The organism is Serratia sp. NGAS9, from assembly GCF_009905295.1.
In the GTDB taxonomy this organism is placed as follows: Bacteria; Pseudomonadota; Gammaproteobacteria; order Enterobacterales; family Enterobacteriaceae; genus Serratia; species Serratia bockelmannii.
This window is the reverse complement of record NZ_CP047605.1, coordinates 1,622,243-1,646,806: the sequence shown is the minus strand read 5'-3', so window position 1 is coordinate 1,646,806 and position 24,564 is coordinate 1,622,243. Positions and strand designations below refer to the sequence as shown.

Here is a 24,564-nt window from a genome sequence, read left to right as displayed (position 1 = left end):
GTTTTTATTAAAACAAACATTGACCACTGTAATTGCATACAGTTAAATACTCCCCACTTTCAATAGGGGGCCCAATGGCAGTTCGGAAACAATCATCCGGTAAGTGGTTATGTGAATGCTACCCTGCTGGCCGCGAAGGCCGCAGGGTACGTAAGCAATTCGCAACCAAAGGTGAAGCCTTAGCGTTTGAACGCTTCACTATGGAGCAGGTAGACAATAAACCGTGGTTAGGCGAAGCGATCGATCGCCGCAAGCTGAGTGAGGTTGCCAAACTTTGGTACAACCTGCACGGTCAATCCCTTACCGCTGGTGAACGTACCTACAAAAAACTATGCCTTGTCATTGAAGCTCTGGGCGATCCCCCTGCTACCACCTTCACCGCAAAAGACTTCGCGCATTATCGTGATAAACGTTTGTCCGGTGAAATCTACTTTTCCGAGAAGTGGAAGAACGGTGCCGAACCCGTAACCGTCAATCTTGAACAAAGCTACCTAAGCGGTATGTTCAGCGAGTTGGCCCGGCTTGGCGAATGGAACCAACCCAATCCGTTAGAGAACATGCGCAAATTCACCGTCGCAGAAAAGGAAATGGCGTGGCTGACGCACTCACAAATCACTGAGTTGTTAGCAGCCTGCAGTAGAGGCGATTCTGATTTGCCGCTTGTAGTCGAGGTGTGTCTCAGCACCGGCGCTCGTTGGCGAGAAGCGGAAAACCTCACCCGGTCACAGATAACACCGCATAAAATCACGTTCATCCGAACCAAAGGCAAAAAGAACCGCAGTGTTCCGATCAGTAAAGCACTGTACAAGAAGTTGATAACGCGGGGTGATGATCGTCTATTCAGCGAATGCTATTTTCGCTTTATGGCCGCGCTAGAAAACACCAGCATTCAATTGCCCAAAGGCCAGCTAACCCATGTGCTACGCCATACCTTTGCGGCGCACTTTATGATGTCTGGCGGCAACATTCTGGTATTGCAACGCATCCTCGGCCATCATGATATTAAGATGACAATGCGCTATGCTCACCTTGCGCCGGAGCACCTCGAAACCGCCCTGCAATTCAATCCGCTGGCGACCATGCCAGGTGGCGACAAAGTGGCGGCATAGGTTGGCAATCCCCGTATTTCCTCCCCCTTCATCGGTATAAAAACTCTTTATAAAACAAATAACTTATTGATTTTATTATTGTAGTGAGGAAATCGGGTTTTTTGTTACCTGAAACAGCCCGCAACACCAGTTGTCGCTGCCTCGTCGTCAGGCATAAAGCATCCTGCCTCTGAATGTCGCTTACGCCAGCATCCCATCAATGTGCAGGTTTCAACATAGAAACGCTGCTTGTGGGTTCGCCACTGTTCAAAGAGATGGCGTCACAAACGGTACTTAACAACAGCACTCTCGTCGCTGTCGGCTGGGTGCTCTTTGGTGGCTCATTCCATCATCTTCCTGTATATCATAACGTCATGTTACCGCACTGGAAGAAGACCAGCATTGTCCCCCATGATAGTCGAGACTATCTAATTCACCTGTTTTATTTTTTCTTTAATTTTAATTAGTTTCTTTATATACGCATTGCTCTTATCCCCTTTAGCTATTTCCGCAGAAATCAGCGAGAGGAAGCTGTCATTAAAATCATCTTTGGCTAAGGGGTTAGCGCCATGAGCCAAAAGAACCTCAATGTGTTCTGGGCAACTGTTATACAGCGCATTAATTAATGGCGTTCTGTTCATAGCGCCTTTGATATTAACATCAGCTTTGTAAGCTATTAGAGTACTCAATGTCTCTGTATTAACCGCTTGAAAACTTTTGAAAATTATTGGCTGATTGTTTATTTCATCCCTTGCATTAGGCGATAGTCCGCCTTCAAGCATAGCCTGTATCCAGACGCCTTTATCCGCTTTCATGACATACTCAGCCGGGCTACTTCTCCCTTCCGGCCTTGGCTGCAATGGGTCTGCTCCCGCCTTGACCAAATCCGTAATGATCTTGAGCCGCTCTGGCGTGTTCTTATCAAAGATAGCGTTATTGATCGCCCAGAATAGCAACGTCATATCCGCCTTAGCCGGCCGATTTAACGTTTCTTTGCTTACCGTCGGTAAAACCTTATCCAGCTTTTGCCTGTCCCCCTCGTAGATGACGTTGGCGATGTCCAGCGGCTTCCCTTCAAAGTAATCCTGTGGTTGTAGATCCCTACCTTGTTCGCATCCCTGCATCATGAGCATTGACAGCAACATGATAATGATAAGAGCGCTGTGCCTCATGCCATCTCCATTTTTAACATAACCACGGCCCAACTTTGCTTTATTACCGTATCAGTATCCCTCTACCCCCTTGGGATACTGAGAACGGCCTATTGACTGACAGGAGCAGGCGGCCATTTCCCGCCACGCTTAATTAGCTCGTCTCTGATGCGCTCAAGAGACTCTTTCGCCTCACTGCCGTCCTGACTCCTATTAATCAGCCGTTGAAGTTGATTGCCCATCGTCCAACCCGAGTTGCCTCTTATATCGCTATCGGCGCCTTTTTCTAATAAAAGAATGACGTGGTCATAGGAGTGATAGTCTAAAGCATCGATGAGCAGCGTATCACCCAGTGAATTTCTTATATTTATATCAGCACCATGCTCCAACATGACCTCTAATGTTTCTGTGTTTTTTGCAAAGATGCTATTAAATATAATGGGTTGATTATGAACCTTATCCCTAGCATTTGGAGAAAGTCCGCCCTCTAACATAGCCTGTATCCAGATGCCTTTATCCGCTTTCATAACAAATTCAGCTGGGCTACCTGGCGTGTTGGGTTGAGGCTGTAAAGGATCTGCGCCGGCTTTTACCAAATCAGTGATAATTTTCAGCCTTTCAGGTGTGGTTTTATCATAGATGGCATTGTTTATTGCCCAGAACAATAAGGTCATTTCTTCCTTAGCTGGACGATTTAAGATCTCTTTGTTTACTGATGATAACTGTTTATCCAACTGCGGCCTATCACCATCATAAATGGCTTTGGCAATGTCCAATTGCTGACCGTCAAAATAATCCTGCGGTTGTAAATCCATACCTTTTTCGCACCCTTGCATGATGAGCGTAGACACTACCATCGTGATAATGAGAATAAGTTTTTTCATATTCTTCCCTTGATTGTGGCAATGTCATCGTCTTTTTCATTTTCAATGCATTGTATCGCCTGGTCTATACCGTGCTTATCCAGCAGTGAGCCTGTTCCACCGGAAAGCGTGTGTTTTACTCCCACGGCGTCAGGCGCCAACATGGACAACCGTTCTTTCGCCATCACCGCCGGCGGATAAAATTTGAGGTCTTTGGCATCCTCCCACAAATCAACCTCCTGCAGCTTGGTCAATAGCTCCCCCTTCACGCGATACGCCTGAATATTATCGACACTGCCTATTATAGAGCCGCCGTATTTTTCTACGGTTCCCGCATGCAATCCAGCGGCATTAAACGTCCAAGCTGGCTTGCCGCTGGCCATGGAGGCAGCAGACGCCATGCCACCGCCTAATGAGTGACCTGCAACGTCGATATTGGATACCTTTGAAATTTTATCGCCAATACCAACCGCTTTTTGTAGTATTCAGAATTAAGCCCTATTCCCTGAGCACCGTTGTTTTTCCAGTCACTGAGATTTTTAATGCCTGATAAGTCACCCCTTATTAAGGCTTTTTGGGTTGCGCGGCTTATTCCCTCCGGGAATTCTGGTGCCCGCGATCCGCGGAATACCACCGTCGGGTTCATCGCCTTGCCAAAGATACTTTCGTCTGGCTGATAAACTCGGGCTAAAAAGTCAGGATTCATTGGTTTGTCATAAAGCATGTTACTGCTCAAACCAAGCCGGCCCAGCGCCCCATCATTGTTACTGATATCCTTCCAGCCTTCAGGGATGTCTATCGTGTCCTTGAGCGGATTAGTGGTCTTGTAAACATTCTCAGCCAACTTCGCCTTTTCGACCGCGACGTTGTTCTCCGCCAGGCGCTGTGCCGCCATGCGCGCATCCGGGTAAATGCTGCGGTTGCCTCGCCCTATCAGGTACTGGCGTTCTTGCCAGCGTTCTGCCTTGGTCAGCGGACGGATGGCCTGCACCGTGGCGGCAACGGTTGCTACTGCGGTCGCGATGGCTTGCTGCGGAGGGGGATTCCGGGTCGTATTCTGCCTCGCCGGCAGCACCGTCGGTTTTGCCCGGTGGCCATAGCGGCTGACCATTTCTTCATAGCGGGCGATCACGCGCCCGATAGGATAAAAGGCGGGAAGAGAGCTGCCTGGGTAACGCTGTAATCGGCCTTCCGCGTCGACGTAAAAAGCATATTTCGTCGGCGTCCAGGTGCCCATTCCCTGATCAATCGCCAGCAAGCCGCCCCGGTTGATCTCATCGAGCACGCTGCGCTTCACAGCCACGTCCTCACGATAACCGGTGACGCCAATCCCGGATTGAGTATTGCGGGTAATCGGATACCGGCTGCTTATCGATATGCCGGCTGCGCCGCCGAACAGATAATGCCGTTCCAGCTCATACCGCGCTGCTGTAGGGTTAAGTATCCTGGAAAAGCTTTCCGGCGCCGTGTGTTCAGAGGAGAAATGAATCAGTTTCATACGGCGCCTGCCCACTCGTAAGGTTCCGTGGTCGGCACAGACGCGCCATCGCAGTGCAGCTCGCCAGATGGGCGACTTTTTCTGGTTTCGTCGAGCGTTAGCGAACGATAACGCATTGGATATCCTTATCTTCTGTGTCACGCCTAAATAGGGTATGGGCAAAATTATCACAATTCAGTAAAGATTTCTTTGCTCTATTTCTATACGCGCGCATCCTCTCCCATCCATGCAGCTGCGTGCTTCCTGTGCCATGTGAAGAGCGTATTTCGTTGCCATGTTGCGGCTAAAAGCCACGTCCGAAAGCAATCAGTCGAGTGTCAAAGATGCGGGAATGATAAGGAGACAGGAAGGAGAAAGGCTCCGCCAACCGGGAATGGCCAGCGGAGCGGCGTCAGGCGGCGGTTATTTCTGCTCAGCCTGACTTACGGTATCTTCGGCTTTCCAGATGCGGTATTTCACTTCCGCGTCTTTCGGCGCATACACCACGATCGGCAGGCGGCTGTTGTAACGCTGCATCGCGGCGTCGCCCAGGTTGGCGGCGATGAATTTCTTGGTCTTGGTGTTGTCCGGGCAGGCCATCATGGTCGAGGCCGGTTCAGACAGCTTCTCCAGCACCAGGTAGTCGTAACCCCAGCCGGACAGGGTTTTGGTCTCCAACGTGCCACCAATCATATGGCGGTTGCAGTCCACTTCCAGCGTCTTGCCGATCAGCAGCTCTACCTTGTAGTTCTCTTCGTGCTCTTGCTTCGGCAGGTAGATCACCTGGCGATTCATACCCTTCTCGGCTTTCGGGTAAGGCGCGACTTTTTCCAGCGGCTGTTTGCTCATGTCTGCGTCATCGCCAGAGGTCGCCGCCATAGCGCCAGCGGAAACGGCCATCAGCAGGCCGGAAAATACAACGGATGCCTTGTTCATGTTTTATCCCTACACTTTGTCAAATAATCCGTCTATAAACTAATACACTACCGCTAAGCTCGCCACAGGTTTAATCTTCTTTACAATAGGCAATCAATAGTGACAATCGCCTAATATAAACCGTTAACTGGAGCAATTAGCCAGCGCACCCTCGGGTTAAGACGAGAAAAACCAGTGATTACCTTCGTACAAGCAAGTGTATCAGATAGGGTTTTCTTACCGGCGGACTAAGGTTTTCTTAAGACAGAATTATTACAGTAACGTCATTCAATCCTGTCACTGAGCCTGCGCGTGAATCCAGAATCGTCATTAAATCAATCCTCAACGACACCGCAAATTAAGACAACCGCCCTTTACTCCCTGTCGGCATCCTTTTACCGTTGGCAAGTTTTTGGCCTGCTGATCAGCGGTTTGGTGTTTCTATGGCTCTCCCGTAACGAACAGCTGGACTGGGCGATCAGCAATTATTGGTACGATGCCGCCAGCGGGCATTTCCCGTGGCAAAACAATTATTGGCTGGATCTGATCAATCACCGCCTGTTGAAGCAGATAGTGATCGTAGGGGCGGTGCTGACACTGTTTTGGGGCCTCTATCGCCGCAGCGCGCGCCTGATCGTAACCATGCTGCTGATTGGTATCGGCCCGCTGGTGGTGGGCATTCTCAAAGCCACCAGCGCGCACTCCTGTCCGTGGGATCTGATTGAGTACGGCGGCAAGGCGATGTCCTTCCCGCTGTTCGGCACGGTACCGGCGCTGCCGGGCCCCGGTCGCTGTTTCCCCGGCGGGCACGCCTCGAGCGGTTTCGCGGTGATGGCGTTGTTTTTCCTGTTTTATCCGCAGCGCCCGCGCCTGGCCTGGTGGTGCTGGTGCGGCGGCATTGCGCTCGGCATGGTGATGGGCTTTGGTCAGATCATGCGTGGCGCACATTTTCTTACCCATAACCTGTGGGCGGGTTGGTGGGTTTGGTTAAGCCAGTTGGCTATTTATTGGATGATTAGCGGCTATTGGCGCCGCAAGATGAGGTAACGGTTATGGAGCAGCTAAACCATGTTCTTTTCGCCTGGATCAATGCGACCCCGGCGTCTCCCGAATGGATGATCGATTTCGCCACCTTTTTGGCGCGCGATCTTATCATTATCGTGCCGCTGCTGATCGTCGGCCTGTGGCTGTGGGGGCCGCAAAGCCAGCTGGTTTCACAGCGCGAAGTGGTGGCGAAAACCACGATCGCGCTGTTGTTCGCCATGCTTGCCGCCTCCGCTATCGGCGCGCTGCTGCCGCATGAGCGTCCGTTCGTCGCCGGCGTGGGTTATACCTTCCTGGCGCACGCGCCGGACAGCTCGTTCCCCAGCGATCACGGCACCGCCATCTTTACCTTTGCGCTGGCATTCCTGTTCTGGCACCGGGTCTGGTCCGGCGCGCTGCTGATGATTGTCGCCGCCGGCATCGCCTGGTCACGCGTTTACCTCGGCGTGCACTGGCCGCTGGATATGGTTGGCGGTTTCCTGCTCGGCCTGGTCGGCTGCCTGTTCGCGCAGCTGGTATGGAATCTGTTCGGCGATGTCCTCGCCGACAAGCTGTCGCGCCTGTATCGCTTCCTGTTTGCCTTCGCCATTCGACGCGGCTGGGTGAAAGAGTAACCGCACAACATGACAGGGGCGTTACCGCCCCTGCTTTCACACCACGCCAGTAGTCACACAGAACGTCCGCGTTTTTCCCGCTCCCAGCATCACTCCCTCACCCTCTGGCGCATTCGGGCGGCAGTTTGCCGGCTGGATAAAGGAAAGCAACTGCCTGTTGCCCTGGACAGCGATGCGCCGGAAACCATAGTTGAATTGTTCGGTGGCAAAACGCGTCACATAACGCCGGCCCTGCGGCGCCAGCATAAAGAATTCGGCCTGATCCACGTAGCGCGTCAGATCGTCGGAGCACAACAGTTCCTGCCCGATCGTATCCCCTAACAAAGCCGGCGTCGGCAGGTTCTGGCGGAATACCGCATCAGGAATGCAGTCATAGTTGAGGCCGCAAACATAGCGCAGCGGCTGCGGCCGCTCGGCCTGATTGGTGACCTTCATCTCTATGGCGAATTGCGCGCTCTGGGCCGCCAGACGCAGCGCCGGGCCGATGCGCCAACGCCCGCCCGCCCGCTCCCCCTCGCCGTGCAACGTCAGCTCATCGCCCGCCAGCTGGATCCACACGCGTTGCATCTGCAGCGGCTCACCGTCCTGATGCGGCCAGGCGGGATAGAACGCAGCGTCGTCAGCGCGCTTTCTGCCGGCGCCCCGCACGCTGCGGCGGCCCGACTTCAGCGAGTAACCGTCAAACTCAGCGTCCCAGATCGCGAGGCCCTGATACGGTAAAACCGTCAGCGCGCCACGGCAGTTCGCCAGCGTTAACATCGGCCCACGTTCTGCGCAGCGATGCGCGCTCACCGCAAAATCCGCATTGCGGAACAGTTCCTGCCGATGCGCCCCGAAAGCTTCAGGAGCCAGATCGATGTTGATCTTCATCTTTTTTCCCTCGACGTTTCGCCCGCGCAGGCCGCGAGCCACAAAATGTTATTTAAATAACAAATGAAACGCCTTTAAGCTATACCTATAACAGCATTATAGCGACGATCGGATCGACATTTTTTAAACAGCACTAGGTTTATCGGCATCGGAATGTTATTATTTTCACATTCCTCACTCCGTTTACTGTCTTAACCTCACTAAGGAACCGCGATGACCACCGAAAACATCGATTACGCCAGCTATGTCGACCACACCCTGCTGGCCATGGACGCCACCGAAATGCAGATCGCCAAACTGTGCGAAGAAGCACAGCAGCACAACTTTTATGCGGTATGCGTCAACTCCGGCTACGTGCCGCTGGCGGCCCAGCTGCTGCAAGAAAGCACCGTGAAAGTCTGCTCGGTGATCGGTTTCCCGCTGGGTGCCGGCCTGACCGTCGCCAAGGCCTTTGAAGCCAAAGCGGCGATCGCCGCCGGGGCGCAAGAGATCGATATGGTGATCAACGTCGGCTGGTTGAAAAGCGGCCTGCTGGACGAAGTGAAAGCCGATATCGCCGCCGTGCGCGAGGTTTGCGCGGCGATCCCGTTGAAGGTAATATTGGAAACCTGCCTGCTCAGCGATGCGCAGATCGTCCAGGTTTGTGAAATGTGTCGCGAACTCGATGTCGCCTTCGTGAAAACCTCCACCGGCTTCAGCACCGGCGGCGCTCGGGAAGAGCACGTCAAACTGATGCGTGAGACTGTGGGCAGCGAAATGGGCGTGAAAGCTTCCGGCGCCGTGCGCGATCGCGCCACCGCCGAGAAGATGATCAAAGCCGGCGCCACGCGCATCGGCACCAGCTCCGGCGTCGCCATCGTATCCGGCGCCCAGCCGGCGGCGGGCAGCTACTGATCGTCGGCTTGCCCTGACGGGCATGGCCATACACTCCGATGCGGGACAATACGGGCGGCTGATGCGGCCCGATATTGCCCCGCATTGTTGTGTTTAGCGCCGGAAATGCCGGCACGCCCCTTTACCTCTACTACCTGTGGGAAGACGGATCTATGGAAACGCGGCGCGAAGAACGTATTAACCGGTTAGTTCAGGCGTTAAAACGCGCTGACAAGATCCACCTGAAAGAAGCCGCCGCGCTGCTGGGGGTCTCGGAGATGACCATTCGCCGCGATCTGAGCGCCGAACCGGCGGCCGTGGTGTTGCTCGGCGGCTACGTGGTGACCGATCCACGCAGCAACGGCGTGACCAACTACTTCGTTTCCGATCAAAAAGCCAAACAGGTCACGGAGAAACGGCGCATCGGCCTGCTGGCAGCGCCGCTGATCAATGAAAACGACACGGTGTTTTTTGACTGCGGCACCACCACCCCGGCGATCATCGACGCCATCGCCGACGAACTGACCTTCACCGCCGTGTGCCATTCGCTGAACACCTTCCTGGCGCTGCAGGACAAACCGAACTGCAAAGTGGTCCTGTGCGGCGGTGAGTTCAAGCCGAACAACTACATCTTTTCCAGCGTCAGCGGCCGTAACGAGCTCGATCATATCTGCCCGAATATCGCCTTTATCTCCGCCGCCGGCCTCAGTCTGCAGCACGGCGCCACCTGCTTCAACTTCGACGAACTGGAGATGAAGCATCGCGCGATGGCGATGGCGCAGCAAAAGATCCTGGTGGCAGACCACAGCAAATTCGGCAAAACCAAACCGGCCTGCATCGGCCCCCTGACACAATTCGATCGGGTGATCACCGACCGCCAACCGGCCGCCGACTTCCTGGCATTCTTCAACGACAACGCCATCGCTATCCGCTATTAATCCGCCTTCAGCGCCGTCATAACCGACGGCGCACCGTTTCGATATCCCTCTTTCCTCACCCAAAAATGAACAAATAATGCGCAATCAATTCGCGTTTTTCGCTTATCCGCACGCAACATCAGGTTAATAAAATGCAACAGCTCACCCGCGTGATTATTTTTTCGCAGGCTAAACACGCGCTCAGCTGGGTGAATTAACGGCTATTTATGGCTTTTATATGATAAATCGTACCAAAGGCCAGGAAGTTTAAATAAACGGCGGTTTACGCGATTGCAGCAAATCTCACCAATACCTGTTAGCTATCTGTTATTTATATGATGAATGGTTACGCATTTTTATCCGCTAACCACGTAAGTAATTTCCCTTCGTTACTAGCGGTGAATTTTAAATAAAAATCATTAAAAACAAAAAGATAAATTCAATTTACCTTAAAAACATAATGTGATCCACATCACTAAAACTGCTTAATCCGGGTTTTTCGCTAGATCCAAAACCACGCATAAAATATATTGCTCGGCTTGCTGCTGAGCACAGCGCTTTATCCGGCTAATTATTGTACAAGCCGCATAATCGCAGAAAATTTTATGAGAGCGTTCTCAGCACAAAATCTTACACAAATGTGCAACAAATGCGCGAAAAATCGATAAAAAAGCATATAACTGCACATATTACGCATTTGAGAGCAGGATCACGGTTGTTTCTACTGTAAATCGTTATCTTGCCGCCAACAAAAATCGACAGGCAATGACCTGTCGGCAGCGGTAACGACTTTTATCACCCGTGACGGTGGAAAGTCTTTAGTGAATTACCCGGCGCTGTGCCTTGGTAATGAACACAATAAACAACCAGGGGGTCGCCAAAACATCCCCGCAAGCAACACCTGATTCTTACCGCAAGCGTTGCCTGAATAGGACGTTTGACGGTTTAACCTTAAGTTTTGCCTTTTAATTTTAAATTCGTGTTCACTTCGGAGATATTTATGGACACTACACAGACCGGCACAATTGCCTCTGCGGCCTCGGGCTCCAGCAGTACCTGGCGTAAAACGGATACCATGTGGATGTTGGGCCTGTACGGCACCGCCATCGGCGCAGGCGTCCTGTTCTTGCCCATCAACGCCGGCATCGGCGGTTTGATTCCTCTGATCATCATGGCCATCATCGCTTTCCCGATGACCTTCTTTGCCCACCGCGGCCTGTGCCGTTTCGTGCTGTCCGGCAAAAATCCCGGTGAAGACATCACCGCTGTAGTGGAAGAGCATTTCGGCATCACCGCCGGTAAACTGATTACCCTGCTGTACTTCTTCGCCATCTACCCGATTCTGTTGGTTTACAGCGTGGCGATCACCAATACCGTCGACAGCTTCATTACCCACCAGTTGGGCATGACGTCGCCGCCGCGCGCCATTCTGTCACTGATCCTGATCGTCGGCCTAATGACCATCGTGCGTTTCGGTGAGCAGGCCATCGTGAAAACCATGAGCATTCTGGTCTTCCCGTTCGTGGCGGTGCTGATGCTGCTGGCGGTATACCTGATCCCTAACTGGACCGGCGCCATCTTCGAAAACGTGTCGCTGTCCGGCAGCGGTACCGGCATGGGCCACGGCCTGATCATGACCCTGTGGCTGGCAATCCCGGTAATGGTGTTCTCCTTTAACCACTCGCCGATCATCTCCGCTTTCGCCGTCGCCAAACGCGAAGAGTACGGCGCAGATGCCGAGAAGAAATGCTCCCGCATTCTGGCTTATGCACACATCATGATGGTGCTGACCGTGATGTTCTTCGTGTTCAGCTGCGTGCTGAGCCTGACGCCGGAAAACCTGGCGGAAGCCAAGGCGCAGAACATCTCGATTCTGTCTTACCTGGCTAACCACTTTAACAACCCGATGATCGAGTACATCGCGCCGGTTATCGCCTTCGTCGCCATTACCAAATCGTTCCTGGGCCACTACCTCGGCGCTCGTGAAGGTTTCAACGGTCTGGTTGCCAAATCGATGAAGAGCCGTGGCAAAACCGTCAGCACCGCCAAGTTGAACCGCATGACCGCTATCTTCATGCTGGTGACCACCTGGATCGTCGCCACCCTGAACCCAAGCATCCTGGGCATGATCGAAACCCTGGGTGGCCCAATCATCGCCATGCTGCTGTTCCTGATGCCGATGTACGCCATTCGTAAAGTGCCTGCCATGCGCAAGTACAGCGGCCACATCAGCAACGTGTTCGTGGTTGTGATGGGTCTGATCGCCATCTCTGCTATCGTGTTCAGCCTGCTCGGCTAATCACGCCCGGCCGGCGCCGCTTGCGCGCCGGCCCTCCCGCACTCCCCCATTTCCCGTATTCACCGCCTGAAACCTGAAGAAGGAGGCGAGACCATGGTCAGCGTTTTCGATATTTTCAAAATTGGCATCGGCCCATCCAGTTCCCACACCGTTGGCCCGATGAAGGCCGGCAAACAGTTCGTCGACGATCTGATCGCCCACCAGCAGTTGCAGGACACCACCCGCGTGGTGGTCGACGTCTACGGTTCGCTGTCGTTGACCGGTAAAGGTCACCACACCGACATCGCCATCATCATGGGCCTGGCCGGCAACCTGCCGCACGACGTGGACATCGACAGCATTCCGGGCTTTATCCGCGACGTGGAACAGCGCGGCCGCCTGCCGCTGGCCAACGGCCACCACGAGGTGGATTTTCCGCTGCACGGCGGCATGAATTTCCACAGCGACAACCTGCCGCTGCACGAAAACGGCATGCGCATCCGTGCCTTCGCCGGTGAACGCCTGCTGCACAGCAAAACCTATTACTCGATCGGCGGCGGTTTCATCGTCGACGAAGAACACTTCGGCCAGTCCGCCGAGGGCGCCACGCCGGTGCCCTACCCGTTCAAATCAGCGCACGATCTGCAGCAGCATTGCAAAGACACCGGGCTGTCGTTGTCCGGCCTGGTGATGCAGAACGAGCTGGCGCTGCGCAGCAAGGCGGACATCGACGCGCATTTCGCCGACGTCTGGCAGGTGATGAGCGCCGGTATCGAGCGCGGCATCAACACCGAAGGCCTGCTGCCTGGCCCGATGAAAGTGCCGCGCCGCGCCGCCGCGCTGCGACGCATTCTGGTGACCGGCGACAAGAACAATATCGATCCGATGAACGTGGTCGATTGGATCAACATGTTCGCGCTGGCCGTCAACGAAGAGAACGCCGCCGGTGGCCGCGTGGTCACCGCGCCGACCAACGGCGCGTGTGGCATTATCCCTGCGGTACTGGCCTACTACGACAAGTTCATCCGCCCGGTGAACGCCAACTCCTACACACGCTACTTCCTGGCGTCCGGCGTGATTGGCGCGCTGTACAAGATGAACGCCTCGATCTCCGGCGCCGAAGTGGGTTGCCAGGGGGAAGTGGGCGTGGCCTGTTCGATGGCGGCGGCCGGGTTGACCGAGCTGCTCGGCGGCAGCCCGGCGCAGGTGTGCATCGCGGCGGAGATCGCCATGGAGCACCATTTGGGACTGACCTGCGATCCGCTCGCCGGCCAGGTTCAGGTGCCCTGCATCGAACGCAACGCCATTTCCGCCGTTAAGGCGGTCAACGCCGCACGCATGGCGATGCGCCGGACCAGCGAACCGCGGGTTTGTCTGGATAAGGTGATCGAAACCATGTACGAGACCGGCAAAGACATGAACGCCAAATACCGCGAAACCTCACAGGGCGGGCTGGCGATCAAGGTCGTGGCCTGCAACTGATCGCCACGGCGAGGTACTTAAGGCGCCAGCCGGTGTGACTTGGCCGGCGCCGTTTCAATAGCGATCCTTTCCTGCCGCAACGCCGGGCTGAATACCCGCGCGAAGCCCCACAGCCCCGGGACGAGCGCTGTGCCGCAGCCAGCCGTAAAGTTCGGCATTACGCCGGAATCCCATTTTGCGCATGACGCTCATCTTGTGATTGCTGACCGTCTTCACGCTAATGTCCAGCATCCGGGCGATTTGCGTGACTCCCATCTCCCGCGTCATGCAGCGCATGATCTCTTGTTCGCGCAGCGTCAGGCCCCGGTGTTGGCATACGCAGCTCCTGCCACAGCGCAGTCTGCCCGGCCATTTGCTGCGCCGCTCCAGCTCGGCGCTCACCTGATACAGCGCCGAAACCAACGGCATATCGTGGTAGATGACGCCAGCCTCCAGCGAGCAGCGGTTACCGACGGTGCGTTTATGCCGTCCCTCCGGCGTTCGCAACGAGAAATACAGCGTTTTACGCCCCGCGGGCTGCGCCTCAGAGAGGTGACAAAAACAGCTTTGCACGCCGGGAGGAAAATAGCAGAACACCAAATCGGCTTCGTGAACCTGCCGCGCATCCACTAACAGCGTGCGCTTGCCGTAAGTGCTGAAATGCAGCGCCAGGGCCTCTTGCCAACCGGCGCTGAAGTATCGATTCTCATCAAATAGCGCGATTTTTATCATCGTGTTCATCCCTGTTCTCCCGCCGTGTCGGCTTCCCGTTTAACCGCCTGGACGCCCTTCGCCGGCGCCTGGCTGTTGTCGATGCGCAATTCATAAACCATGGTGGCGTTGGGCGGCACCTTCGGCGGGTAGCCGGTTTCACCGTAGGCCAGCGCCGGCGGCACGACCATCGTCAACGAGCCGTGGTTGTGCAGATGACCTATCGCCTCCCGGAACAGCGGCGGGTATTCGGACAGCGGTTGCGACAGCACCTTGCCGCTCAGATCCATATCCTGGATCACCGTGCCGTCGGTCAGCTTCTCTTTCACCACGACATCGACCACCGCCGTTGGCGCCAGCGCGCCCTCCCCGGCGTAATCCACCCGATACCAGAAGCCCATCGCCGACTGCTTTACGCCCTTTTGTTGACTGAACTGCGCCAGATAATCTTCATCGCGCCGCCGCTGCTGGTTAACGCGTTTCTCACGCGCGGCCACGGCGGCGGCATCCGCCTGCGCCGTCAGCGTATTCAGTTCATCCGGCGGCAGCTGCAAACGCCCCGCCACGCTGTCGATAACGCCCGCCAACAGGCTGTCGCGGTCCACCGGTACCCCCCAGCTTTGACGCTCCGTCATCAACCCCTGAATATCCCGCCCCAGCGCACTGCCCGCCGCATAGGACAACCGTTTCCGTTCATCCTTCAACTGCTCCGGCGTCATCTCCCATTGCAGCCGCTTACGCAACGCCAGCAGGTCTTCGCGCGCCTGCTGAGTCGCCTTCTGCTCACCGGCCCGCTTCTGCTCGCTTTCTTCCAACGCGGCGCGCAGAGCGTGCAACGCCTCCTGGTGCTCGCGTTGACGTTGTGCAAGCGTCTGTGCCGATGCCTGCGCGGCAGACTCAAGTTCGGTGACGCGCCGTTCGGCCTGCGCCGCCGTCGTTCTGCTTTTGGCGGTTTCCTGCGTCGCCTGACGCAACAGCGCCTCGGCGCGCTGCGCGTCGGGCGAACCTCGCCAGGCAGCGCCCAGCCCGGCAATCCACTGTTGAAGCGTCGACGAGTCCGGCAACGCTGCGACGGGTGGCGCCGCTTTCTCCGCCCGCAGCGCAGTAAGTTCCTGGCGCAACATCGTCAGTTCCATTCGCTGGCGCGCCAGCTGTTGGTCACGCGTCAATAATTCCTGGCTCAGCGTAAAAGCTTTGGCCGATGAAGCAGGCTGGTGGGTGTCCGGCGGACGCTTTGCCGGCTCACGCTTTTTTTGCCCCGCCTCGCGGTCGGCGGGCGCCGTGTTTTCGCTCTTCGGCGCGGTGTTCTGCCGTTGATACTGCTCGGCAAACTGCAGCAGCGCCGGCACGCCGTCGTCCGCCTGCGCGACGCCGGTGAACAGCAGAGCCGCACAGCCCAGCAGGCGCAGCCTCATTTAACCTGCTCCCCGCGATCCGCCAAGCCGGTCAACACCGCCTGATTCACCCCGGCGCACAGATAGTTGACCTTGTAGCGATACAGCGCATCCACCGTCTCCTGCGTGTCGCCGTTTACCCTGGCGCGCAGGTTGGCGTACTGCGAAGCGCCGCTCATCAGGCTGTCGAAGGCCTGTTTGTAGCGCTGATACTGTTTCTCGTCGATCGTGCGCAATGCACCCAGTTGCTGCTGGCACTGCCGCAGCTGCTCGGCCTCACGCTGCTTGCGCAAAGCCTCTTCTGACGGAGCTTGCACAGCCTGATTTTTGGTGTTCACGGCGGGCTTGCCCGACTTTTGGTTTTGACAGGCGGCGGCGCTCAACGCCAACAGGCACAGCAGGCCCATGCGCAGGGCGCGATTGAGGAGCTTTATCATCATTGCGTTTTTTGTCCTTGTAGACGCTTATTCGTATTCCAACGTAAAGGTGGCCACCGCGCTGAAGGTGCCGCGGCCGATGGACTTCGTTTGGATGGCCTCCGGCTCCCCCTGCACATAGGCCTGCAGCGTGAGCGTGGTGTTGCCGGCATTCAGGCGGAATTTATCGCTGGCGCGATTGAGCGGCAGCGCCTTGCCGGTGCTGTCCTCCAGCCCGATGCCGATCCCCGAGGCCAGGCTGCCGGCATCCAGCGCCAACAGGCCGGGCAGTTTGGCGTTCTCGGTGCCGGTAAACGTAATGGCCACCGTATTGCCCAGGCTGAGATCGCATTCAGTCAGGTGCAACGCGAAGGTTTGGCTGTGGGTGCGGGTGTTCAGGTACAGGTATTTGTCGACGATGGTGCCGAAATCCAGTTGGATGTCCTCATCCCCCGGCTGAATGACGCACGGCTCGGCCACCAGCGTACCGTGAAAGCGCATGTTTTCCGCCGCAGCCGCCGGCTGCGCCATCATGCCGGCCGCCATGACCATGCCTGCCCCCAACAGCGCGCTTCGGCGCCGGTTCGTCTCTGTTGCGCGCATGACGCCACTCCCTTTGGTTGTGCTTGCGCCTACCAGGCGCAAGCGGCGTATTAGTCGTAATAAAGACGGAAATCGATCGCCGCGCGGTAAGCGCCGGCGCTCAGCGTCGCCGGGGTGCGCACCGGCGTCACCGTATACGTCAGGGTGTTTTGCCCCGGCGTCAGCAAGATCGGTTTGTTGCGCGCGCCGAGGCGGACCGGCAGGCCGCGGGCATCCGCCAACTGCAACCCCAATCCGGTGACGCCGGCCACCCTGACCAGACCCGGCGCGTCGTCATCCGTCGGCGCGGAAAACGCGACGGACACCGCAGGCTGGCTGCCGCTCCAGGCCAGAACCCCAGTCCAGGCGTCGCGGTTGCTCGCCGGCGCCCGCAGACAGTCTTTCAGCGTCAGCTCGAAGGCGACCGGCGTGCCGCGATCGCCCGGACGCTGGAAGTGCGCCGTTCCGGTCTCCCCCAGCCAAACCTCCTGACGAGCGGTGGTCATTTCCAGGCTGCAGGCGCTTTCCGTTAACGCGCCGTAGACGTGGAGCGTGCCATTCGCGCCCTCCACGTCCCAGTTGTCCACCGCGCGGGCCGGCGGCATCAGCATCAGCATCGTGCCTGCCGTCAGCGGTACCATCAGCGCGGCCAACACCGTCAGGCCGATAGTGCGTCGCTGATGACGTTCATAGGCCTTTCCCAACAGCATGGGGATCTTTCGTTGCATGATTCGTTCACTCCGCTGTGTTCACTCTGTCTTCCCTGCTTGCGCGCGGATCGTCATTTGGCGACCGGTACGACCTGGCAGGCATTGCCGCCGCAGCGGAAGTTCAACTGCGGCCGACCACCGTAATCGTTGATGTACGCCAGCGACGGGCCGCTACCGAGGCTCGCGGCGGAGACGTTCAGCGGGGCGCTGGCCTTCGGCGCCACCATCAACGGTTCAAAGCCGGCGGCCCCTTTCCCGCCCTTGCCGGCGCTCGCCTCAACGATCGTCACGTAATAAGGGGTCGGGTTGTTCACCACGTACTTGTCGCCCTGCCGGGTCAGCGTCAGCTGCTCCTGCCACGGTGCGGCGTTCTTTTTCGGGGCGAGCGCCGCCGGGCGATAAAACATTTTGATGCGCGTCTGCAACGCTATCTGCAGCGTGTTCGGCTTATTGCTGCGCGGCGGGATCTCGCGCAGATTGAAGTAATACAGCGTCTCCCTGTCCTGCGGCAGCTGACGTGCTGCCGGCAGCGACTGGATCTTCACCTGGCTCGGTTTGCCCGGCTCCACCCGCTGCACCGGCGGCAGCACGGTAAAAGGGTTTTGGATTTTGTTGCCGCGATCGTCTTCGATCCATCCCTGCGCCAGATAAGGCAACTGTTTGTTCTGGTTACTGATGTTGAGACTGACCGTTTTCAGGTCGCCGTCGAAAATCACACGCGTGCGATCCAGCGCAATGGCCGCATGAGCGGGCAGGCTGACCGCGCCGATCGTCAACGCGGCGACGAGCGGGCCCACAAGGAAAACGGTCTTTCTGGTCATAGTCAGATTCATCATGTCTTCACGGTTCCAGTCGGCCGGAAGCGGGCGAGCCCGCCCCGGCGGTTTAGCGGCGGAGCGCACTCCGCCGGGTGTATGTCAGTTGGCGTTCTCCGCCGGCTTGTTACCGGTGAGAGGACGGCAAGGCAGCAGCAGCGTATTCATCAACATTTCGGCCGGCAGCGGCGCCGGCAGCTGGATTTCACACTGCGCCGCGCCGTTCCAGTGCACGCTCATGCGCTCGCCGGGGTTGAGGCCGGACAGGTAAACGCTGCCGCCGTCATTGATGATGCCGGTCTCCTGCTTACGGGCATTCAGCACCGTGGCGCCGAACGGCGGCTCGCTGCCGTCCGCCAGCTTGACGATCGCCATCGCCTTCTCGCCGGCAATCACTTCAAACTTGCGGTAGCCGATAGCCCCCTCGGTCAACGTGGCCTGCACCACCGAACGCGTCGCCTCGACGTTGTCGCTTAGGCTGTTGAGATCGATGCTGGCCTTATTGCGGTAGTAGCTGTTCACATCCGCCACCACCGCCTTGCCGTAACGGTTGGTCAGCACCGTACTGCCATAGCCACGTACCGGTACACCGGCGACGCCTTCGGTATCGAGCAGCAAGCGCGTGCCGCCCGGCGTATTGACGCGGTGCAGCACCGCTCCTTCCGCCGCCATCGTCAGGCCGCCCTGCGCGCCGATGCCGACGGCGCTGTACCGGCCGGCCTGGTAGCTGGCGTTGGCATTGATCTGCGCCATATCGCCCTGATGGCTGTAATACCCGCTGGCCGTCGCCCCACTGCGCGCGGCGCCTGCGCTGATCTGATAGTTGTTGTGTTCATCAACCCGGTTGTAGTACCCGACCCGATGGGCGTTCTCTTCGCGATCGAGCGTCATGTTGTAACTGAGCGTCCCGGCGCTGCCCCAGGGCAGCGACAGCGACAGGTACATCCCGTCGTCGTTGCGCTCGTTGTAACGGTTGCGATAGGCCGACAGCGAAACGCTGACGTTCTTGAAATCGCCGATATCGAAGTAGCGCGATACCATCAGGTTGTAACGATCGTTCGGCGCCCGATCCCAGTAGGTTTGGTGGCTGTAGTTGAGATAGGTGCTGAGCCCCAGATCGCGGAACTGTTTGTTGAAGGTGATGGTGTACATCTCCTTGCTCTTGCCGCTGCGTCCCCCTTCGTAACGCGCATCGAGGTAGTCCCCCATGCTCATGAAATCTTCCTGGGAGAAGCGGTAACCGGCAAAGGTGACCTGGCTGTCGTATTCATCGAAGTTCTTCGAATAGCTCAGCCGGTACGAACCGCCGGTCAGCGTGCCATCCTGCGGCAAACGCGCACGCGACTGCGTGGCATCGAACGACAGCGCCCCCAGCGCCATCAGATCGCGCCCGACCCCCAGCGACAGCGCGTTATAATCGCCGCCGGCGATGCCCCCACCGTACAACGACCAGCCGTTGCTGACCCCCCAGGAGAACTCGCCGGTGCCAAACATCGGCCCGCGCAGATGGTGCCCCCACTCCGACGGTTTGCCCGTCGCCAGCTTGTAACGCACCGTACCCGGGCGCGTCAGATAAGGGATGTTGGCGGTGTTCATCTTGAACTCCTGCACGCTGCCGTCTTGCTCTTCGACGCGCACGTCCAGCTCGCCGGAAACGGCGTCATTGATGTCCTGAATGCGGAACGGCCCCGCCGCCACCTGCGTTTCATACAGCACGCGCCCCTGCTGGCTGACCACCACCTTAGCGTTGGTTTTCGCCACGCCGGTCACTTCCGGCGCATAGCCGCGCAGGTTGGGCGGCAACATGCTGTCGTCGGATCGCAGACTGACACCGGTAAAGCGCAGACTGTCGAAAATGTCGGAGTTCAGGTAATCCTCACCCATCGTCAACCGCGAGCGCAGCGCCGGGATCGCCCGGTAGGCGTAATAGCGGCTCCAGTCGAACTGTTTATCGGTAGGCTGAGAAGAACCGGTCTGATGGTTGAGGTTGGCCTGCCAGTCGGCGCGCAGACGCCAGGCGCCCAGGTTGGCGCCGCCGGTGCCGTTGCCGCTCAGGCTGTAACTGCTGCCGCCTTTCTGGTGTTTTTGCGTTTGGGCGTTAACGTTATAGTCAAACAGCAGCCCAGGAATACCGTCATCCCAGCGCGAAGGCGGGTCCCAGTTTTCCGAGCTGTATTCCAGATAGGCCTGAGGAATGTTGAGATACAACGAGGAGCTGGCAAGATCGCCGCGGGCTTCCATCCCCGCCAGACTCGAGGCGTCAAGGCAACGGCCGCCGTGCGTCCAGTTCAGCGTGCTTAACAGTTTTTCTTTCAGCCCCAGTTGGTTGACCAATTCCGGCGAAAGACAGGCTTCGCTGCCTTTAGGATCGTTCTCAGGTGCCAAAAACGTCACCGGCTGTTCCGGCAGGTCGTTCTTATTGACGTGCACCACCATGGTATAAACGCCCGGCATGATGTAGCCGCTGCGCGTAAATTGGCTCAGATCGATATTTTTACGATCGTTGATGTCTAATACGTCAGTATTGAATTGAATAACGTCGGCGGCATAGACCAACGCGATCGGATTTCCCAGAGAAAGGGCAACACAGAGCCCCAAAGCTTGAAGACGAAATAACTTCCCTGCCGGTGAAAGCATAATAAAAGTCCTTTCAATAACGAATTAACCGTCAGTACGAGAAAAAATCAAAAATAATCCAGCTTAAAACGCACTGTGGAAAAATACGCTCCCGCCTTCAACGGCTGATGATTCGGCATCAACGTCATGGAATAATTCAGCACTCTATTTCCCGGTATTATTCCTTCCATCGGTAAGGGTTTCCCTGGAATAACCGGCGTGCCGTTGCTGTCTTTTATCTTCAATGCGACGCCGCGCGCCTCGCCCTGTACGCCAAACAGAGCGCCTTCCGCATAACCATCAAACGTGACCTGAAAGAATTTCCAATCAGGTTTGTTTTCCGGCCGTTCCAAAATGCAGTTGACCAATTCAATACTGAAAGGTTTGGTCATCCCCTGGCCGTCACGAATGATCTGCCCGAGAGGAAGAGTGTCCATATCGATCGTCTGATCGCGGCTGCCGGCGGCAATGGCGCAGGCGGTGTCGATAATGGCGCCGTGCATGTTGACTTTGCCCCACCCCTGCGCGGCGGAAGTTGCATAGCCGGGCGCAAACGCCAACGACGCCAAAAGAACGGCACCCGCTCGATTCCTTGGTAAAAACATCGCGACATTCCTTTGACAGGGAGATTCACCAGGCATGTGGCGAGCCCCATGCCTGGTTGATTAAGCCTTCGGACTCACTTACTGATAAGCCAGGGTGAAATCGGCTACGGCGGTGAAGTCGCCCGGAACGATGGCGGCGGAAGCGCCTTCGCCCTGCAGGTAGGCGGCGAAATGCAGGGTGTTGTTGCCGGTGTTCAGAGTCTGCGCGGTAGTCGCTTCACCCAGTTTGATCGGCTGGCCGTTGTAAGAGATAGCTACGCCGGCGCCGCTGGCGGTGCCCGCGATGCCCAGCAGATCCTTATCGGTAGACGATGCTACGCCGCTAAAGGTGGTTTTAACGGTTTTCAGGGTGGTGATGTCGCACTGCTCCAGCTTGATTTCAAACGGACGCGGGTTGGATTTGCCGCCGTTTTTCAACGCCACGTTGGACACCTGGCCCAGATCTACGGTCTGATCGATCGACTCAGGCGCAATAGAGCATGGCGCATCAATAATAGAGCCCGTGAAGGTGACCTTACCGTGTCCCTGATCGGCTGCCTGTGCAAAAGAACTTGCGCCAAATGCAATCACTGCAGCCATCATGATTTTGTTAATTTTCATAGAACCTATATTCCTTATAAGAAAAAATGCATATTCCAATCAAGAAAAAGAGCCACAGGAAACCTGCTCGCGCTTATATGTGCGCAGCCCTAATTCTTTAGCATCTTGCTAGTTGGTTAACTGCCAAACCCCAAAGGCACCGACAATAAAAAAGTCGATAACGGCAAGTCTGCAGCGGCCCGCCCATTAATGAATTCGCCCTATAAAAATAAACGAAATCACAACGAGCAGGGGCCAATACTTTCTAATCCGCCCTTCTTGTTCGGCGATGAATATTCTGGCAAATGCCTCTCAGCAAAAAAAGGCTTTTTTTGATCAAGGCGAACATTCGCAATTTATTTCCTAATTGAAGTTAATTTACTGTTATTTTTAGGCTCATAGATCGTAAAAAATACTTTTATAGAGCAATATCCTGTTTTTGCGAAATTCACAAGTAATCAGATCGCAAAGTGGCGCTTTGTGAATATAATAAACCAAAATTTTAGGTTTCTGCGTGACGCCACCCCTGCCTGAACATAGGTAAAAACGGGGCGGGCAACGCCTTTTTTTTCAATCCTGATAAATAGATAGGAATTTTCTTTGTTCGCGTTTTACCTCGTTGTTGGTAGGCGGCGAATGTTTGTTTTTTCTTAGGAATACGGCAATCGGAATACAGAGGAAGTGCTATGGAAGCGTTATCTCCGAAACAAAAGGAAATACGGCAATTGCAGCACGATCTGCTGCAAACATTATTCGCGCAATCGCCCCGTCAATGTCCCGTCGCCGGGCCGCCGCCACAGCAGCAGTGGCTCTCGACGCGGCAACTGGCCAATGCCGTCAACGTCGGTGTTTACCGGGCTCGACGGCTGTTATTGGATCTTGTCGCCCGACAAGAAGTGATTGTGACGGACGGCTCCATCAACAACTCGTTGAGGTGGTATCCCACCGCGTTGCTGGACGGTGGTGATAACAACGGCATACCCAACAAAGATGCATCTCACTCTCCTTTAACGGAATAAATAGGGCCAGCCGGCCTGATTGGCAATATTTCATTGCGGAGTAACGCCGCACACCATTTATATATATCGGGATATTATCGTGAGAAAAACAGCCCTGCTATTTTTACGTTGCTGCCTGGCACTCTCTTTCTTCCTGCTGCTTGGCAACGCCAACGCATTTACCTGCCGCACGTCCGATGGCGGACTGATTCCACCCGGGGGCTCGACCACGCCGGTTGACGTCCGGGTTCGCATCGGGCCGCAGCTTTCTTATGGCAAAAACGAAATCGTCAACGTCAGCCAGGTCACCTGTAAAAACGACGTCGCGAGCTGGTATGACTATCTCAAAACCGACAGTCCGGCGCTGTCGATGAACAGTGCGATTTTTGGCGCCATCGGCAGCGGTACCACCATCAACGGCAGCGACTATAACTCCCCGGTGCCTGCCGGCATCAGCGTACTCAGCCTCACCGGCTTGCAGACCCAGTCTGTCGCCATCCGGGTCTATATCGTGTTGAATCGTTTCCCAACGCCGGACATCAAGGTGAATAAGGGCGACGTCATCGGCCAAATCAACTTTATTCAGACCAACGATCAGCCGGGTTGTCCGCAGTGCGGCGTTTATCGCTGGCGCCTGATCGCCGACAACGACGCCTACTTCGTCACCACCAGTTGCACCATTAACAACGGCCAGCAGATTAATGTCGATTTTGGTCAGATCCGCCAGGACTTTCTGACTCAAAGCGCCAGCGATGCCCAGATCAAACAGGACAAAGCGCTCAGCTACCAGTGCGACGATCAGAGTGCGACGCAGGATATTCTGATCCGCATGGTCAGCGACGCCAGCGGCTTCTCCAGCGATTTTATCAAGACCACCAATCCTAACGTCGGCGTGGCGATGGTGTATAACGGCGCGGTGGTGAAACCCAACAATGCCTTCAGAACACGCATCGTCAACGGCCTAGGTAACGATACCGTGACCTTTGTGCCGGTGAAGAACAATGTCCCTTACACCAGTATCGCCACCGGTCCGCTGTCGGGCTCGGCTACGCTGATCTTCAGCGCACCTTGAGACGGGAGCCAGAATGAACATGACGATAAAAACGGGCTGCGCCCTGCTGTTGGCGCTGGAATTGATTAGCTCGGCCGCTCAGGCCGCCGATCAGGGCACCAAAGTCAACATCACCGCCACCGTAGTGGCGCCTCCGCCTTGCGTGATCAACGACGGGCGCACCATCGATATCGACTTCGGCAAGGTCGGCATCAAGCGCATCGACGGCAACCGCTATATGCAACGCATCGATTACAGCATCAAATGCGAGTTTCTGGATAACAGCCGCCAGCTGAAAATGAAGATCATGGGCGGCGCGGCGGCCTTCGACGGCAGCGTGTTAACCAGCAGCGTCAATGGATTGGGCATCAAGCTGTTGGCCAACGGTAAGGCCTTCGCCATCAATACGCCGCTGGACATCGACTACGCCAATCCGCCGACGCTTGATGCGGTGCCGGTAAAAAACAGCGCCGTCACCCTGGCGGAAGGCGATTTCACCAGCGGCGCCACCATGCTGGTGGACTACTTTTAATCAC

Annotated in this window: 23 protein-coding genes and 1 pseudogene; 10 read left to right on the top strand and 14 right to left on the bottom strand. The window is 56.3% G+C overall.

Translation table 11 applies throughout. From position 1 onward, the window contains the following. The first annotated feature begins 74 nt into the window (after positions 1-74). Complete coding sequence (locus GUC32_RS07900) at positions 75-1,109, top strand: tyrosine-type recombinase/integrase (protein WP_130017511.1); 1,035 nt, start codon at positions 75-77, stop codon at positions 1,107-1,109. Between the two features lie 407 nt (positions 1,110-1,516). Here the strand turns inward: GUC32_RS07900 and GUC32_RS07895 are convergent, their stop codons facing one another. From GUC32_RS07895 to eco, 4 genes and pseudogenes are all read right to left on the bottom strand, one after another. Beyond that, positions 1,517-2,260: an ankyrin repeat domain-containing protein gene (locus GUC32_RS07895; RefSeq protein WP_369435652.1), complete on the bottom strand. Its 744-nt coding sequence runs from the start codon at positions 2,258-2,260 to the stop codon at positions 1,517-1,519. Between the two features lie 89 nt (positions 2,261-2,349). Further along, positions 2,350-3,123 (bottom strand): ankyrin repeat domain-containing protein, encoded by a 774-nt coding sequence (locus GUC32_RS07890; protein WP_025302229.1) that lies wholly within the window; start codon positions 3,121-3,123, stop codon positions 2,350-2,352. Continuing rightward, a pseudogene (locus tag GUC32_RS07885) lies at positions 3,120-4,600 on the bottom strand (phospholipase). Before GUC32_RS07885 ends, GUC32_RS07890 begins: the two are co-directional and overlap by 4 nt. Positions 4,601-5,002: 402 nt before the next feature. Then, complete coding sequence (gene eco / locus GUC32_RS07880; RefSeq protein ID WP_033642514.1) at positions 5,003-5,515, bottom strand: serine protease inhibitor ecotin; 513 nt, start codon at positions 5,513-5,515, stop codon at positions 5,003-5,005. A 291-nt stretch (positions 5,516-5,806) separates the two neighbouring features. Here eco and GUC32_RS07875 point away from each other — a divergent pair, with 291 nt between their 5' ends. Beyond that, positions 5,807-6,541 carry a phosphatase PAP2 family protein gene (locus GUC32_RS07875; protein WP_049205939.1) on the top strand — a complete coding sequence of 245 codons (735 nt, stop codon included), beginning with the start codon at positions 5,807-5,809 and terminating at the stop codon, positions 6,539-6,541. Positions 6,542-6,546: 5 nt separating this feature from the next. Beyond that, positions 6,547-7,152 carry an undecaprenyl-diphosphate phosphatase gene (gene ybjG / locus GUC32_RS07870; protein ID WP_025302225.1) on the top strand — a complete coding sequence of 202 codons (606 nt, stop codon included), beginning with the start codon at positions 6,547-6,549 and terminating at the stop codon, positions 7,150-7,152. 36 nt (positions 7,153-7,188) lie between these two features. Here ybjG and GUC32_RS07865 read toward each other — a convergent pair whose 3' ends face one another. Beyond that, on the bottom strand, positions 7,189-8,022 hold the full coding sequence (locus GUC32_RS07865) for a hypothetical protein (RefSeq protein WP_089180724.1): 834 nt from the start codon (positions 8,020-8,022) through the stop codon (positions 7,189-7,191). 213 nt (positions 8,023-8,235) lie between these two features. On the opposite strand from GUC32_RS07865, the gene deoC reads away from it, so the two are divergent. The 4 genes from deoC (at position 8,236) to GUC32_RS07845 (ending at position 13,572) form a co-directional block, all read left to right on the top strand. Then, on the top strand, positions 8,236-8,916 hold the full coding sequence (gene deoC, locus GUC32_RS07860) for a deoxyribose-phosphate aldolase (RefSeq protein ID WP_025302223.1): 681 nt from the start codon (positions 8,236-8,238) through the stop codon (positions 8,914-8,916). A 152-nt stretch (positions 8,917-9,068) separates the two neighbouring features. Continuing rightward, positions 9,069-9,833, top strand: coding sequence for a DNA-binding transcriptional repressor DeoR (gene deoR, locus GUC32_RS07855; protein ID WP_025302222.1), 765 nt, complete (start codon positions 9,069-9,071; stop codon positions 9,831-9,833). 979 nt (positions 9,834-10,812) lie between these two features. Next, the gene (locus GUC32_RS07850; protein WP_004938697.1) at positions 10,813-12,111 is read left to right on the top strand and encodes an HAAAP family serine/threonine permease; all 1,299 of its coding nucleotides are present in this window, start codon (positions 10,813-10,815) and stop codon (positions 12,109-12,111) included. A gap of 93 nt (positions 12,112-12,204) precedes the next feature. Continuing rightward, positions 12,205-13,572 (top strand): L-serine ammonia-lyase, encoded by a 1,368-nt coding sequence (locus GUC32_RS07845; RefSeq protein ID WP_025302221.1) that lies wholly within the window; start codon positions 12,205-12,207, stop codon positions 13,570-13,572. 54 nt (positions 13,573-13,626) lie between these two features. On the opposite strand, the gene GUC32_RS07840 is transcribed toward GUC32_RS07845, so the two are convergent. The 9 genes from GUC32_RS07840 to GUC32_RS07800 form a co-directional block, all read right to left on the bottom strand. Continuing rightward, the gene (locus tag GUC32_RS07840; RefSeq protein ID WP_049295312.1) at positions 13,627-14,292 is read right to left on the bottom strand and encodes a helix-turn-helix transcriptional regulator; all 666 of its coding nucleotides are present in this window, start codon (positions 14,290-14,292) and stop codon (positions 13,627-13,629) included. Then, on the bottom strand, positions 14,289-15,677 hold the full coding sequence (locus GUC32_RS07835; protein ID WP_193403096.1) for an FKBP-type peptidyl-prolyl cis-trans isomerase N-terminal domain-containing protein: 1,389 nt from the start codon (positions 15,675-15,677) through the stop codon (positions 14,289-14,291). Before GUC32_RS07835 ends, GUC32_RS07840 begins: the two co-directional genes overlap by 4 nt. After that, positions 15,674-16,096, bottom strand: a complete 423-nt coding sequence (locus GUC32_RS07830) for a hypothetical protein (RefSeq protein ID WP_060447509.1) — start codon at positions 16,094-16,096, stop codon at positions 15,674-15,676. Before GUC32_RS07830 ends, GUC32_RS07835 begins: the two co-directional genes overlap by 4 nt. A 24-nt stretch (positions 16,097-16,120) precedes the next feature. Beyond that, the gene (locus GUC32_RS07825; protein WP_060447510.1) at positions 16,121-16,675 is read right to left on the bottom strand and encodes a fimbrial protein; all 555 of its coding nucleotides are present in this window, start codon (positions 16,673-16,675) and stop codon (positions 16,121-16,123) included. Between the two features lie 50 nt (positions 16,676-16,725). Continuing rightward, complete coding sequence (locus GUC32_RS07820) at positions 16,726-17,364, bottom strand: fimbrial protein (protein ID WP_038629099.1); 639 nt, start codon at positions 17,362-17,364, stop codon at positions 16,726-16,728. Between the two features lie 71 nt (positions 17,365-17,435). Continuing rightward, positions 17,436-18,185, bottom strand: a complete 750-nt coding sequence (locus GUC32_RS07815) for a fimbria/pilus periplasmic chaperone (protein ID WP_089180519.1) — start codon at positions 18,183-18,185, stop codon at positions 17,436-17,438. Between the two features lie 96 nt (positions 18,186-18,281). Next, on the bottom strand, positions 18,282-20,816 hold the full coding sequence (locus GUC32_RS07810; protein ID WP_369435651.1) for an outer membrane usher protein: 2,535 nt from the start codon (positions 20,814-20,816) through the stop codon (positions 18,282-18,284). Between the two features lie 47 nt (positions 20,817-20,863). Beyond that, positions 20,864-21,400, bottom strand: coding sequence for a fimbrial protein (locus GUC32_RS07805; protein ID WP_025302213.1), 537 nt, complete (start codon positions 21,398-21,400; stop codon positions 20,864-20,866). A gap of 78 nt (positions 21,401-21,478) precedes the next feature. Next, positions 21,479-22,000, bottom strand: a complete 522-nt coding sequence (locus GUC32_RS07800; protein WP_142590598.1) for a fimbrial protein — start codon at positions 21,998-22,000, stop codon at positions 21,479-21,481. 665 nt (positions 22,001-22,665) lie between these two features. On the opposite strand from GUC32_RS07800, the gene GUC32_RS07795 reads away from it, so the two are divergent. From GUC32_RS07795 to GUC32_RS07785, 3 genes are all read left to right on the top strand, one after another. Continuing rightward, positions 22,666-22,998: a hypothetical protein gene (locus tag GUC32_RS07795; RefSeq protein ID WP_025302211.1), complete on the top strand. Its 333-nt coding sequence runs from the start codon at positions 22,666-22,668 to the stop codon at positions 22,996-22,998. A gap of 187 nt (positions 22,999-23,185) precedes the next feature. Further along, the gene (locus tag GUC32_RS07790) at positions 23,186-24,049 is read left to right on the top strand and encodes a fimbrial protein (RefSeq protein ID WP_230203387.1); all 864 of its coding nucleotides are present in this window, start codon (positions 23,186-23,188) and stop codon (positions 24,047-24,049) included. A gap of 19 nt (positions 24,050-24,068) precedes the next feature. After that, on the top strand, positions 24,069-24,560 hold the full coding sequence (locus GUC32_RS07785) for a fimbrial protein (RefSeq protein ID WP_225735588.1): 492 nt from the start codon (positions 24,069-24,071) through the stop codon (positions 24,558-24,560). The last annotated feature ends 4 nt before the right edge of the window (positions 24,561-24,564 follow it).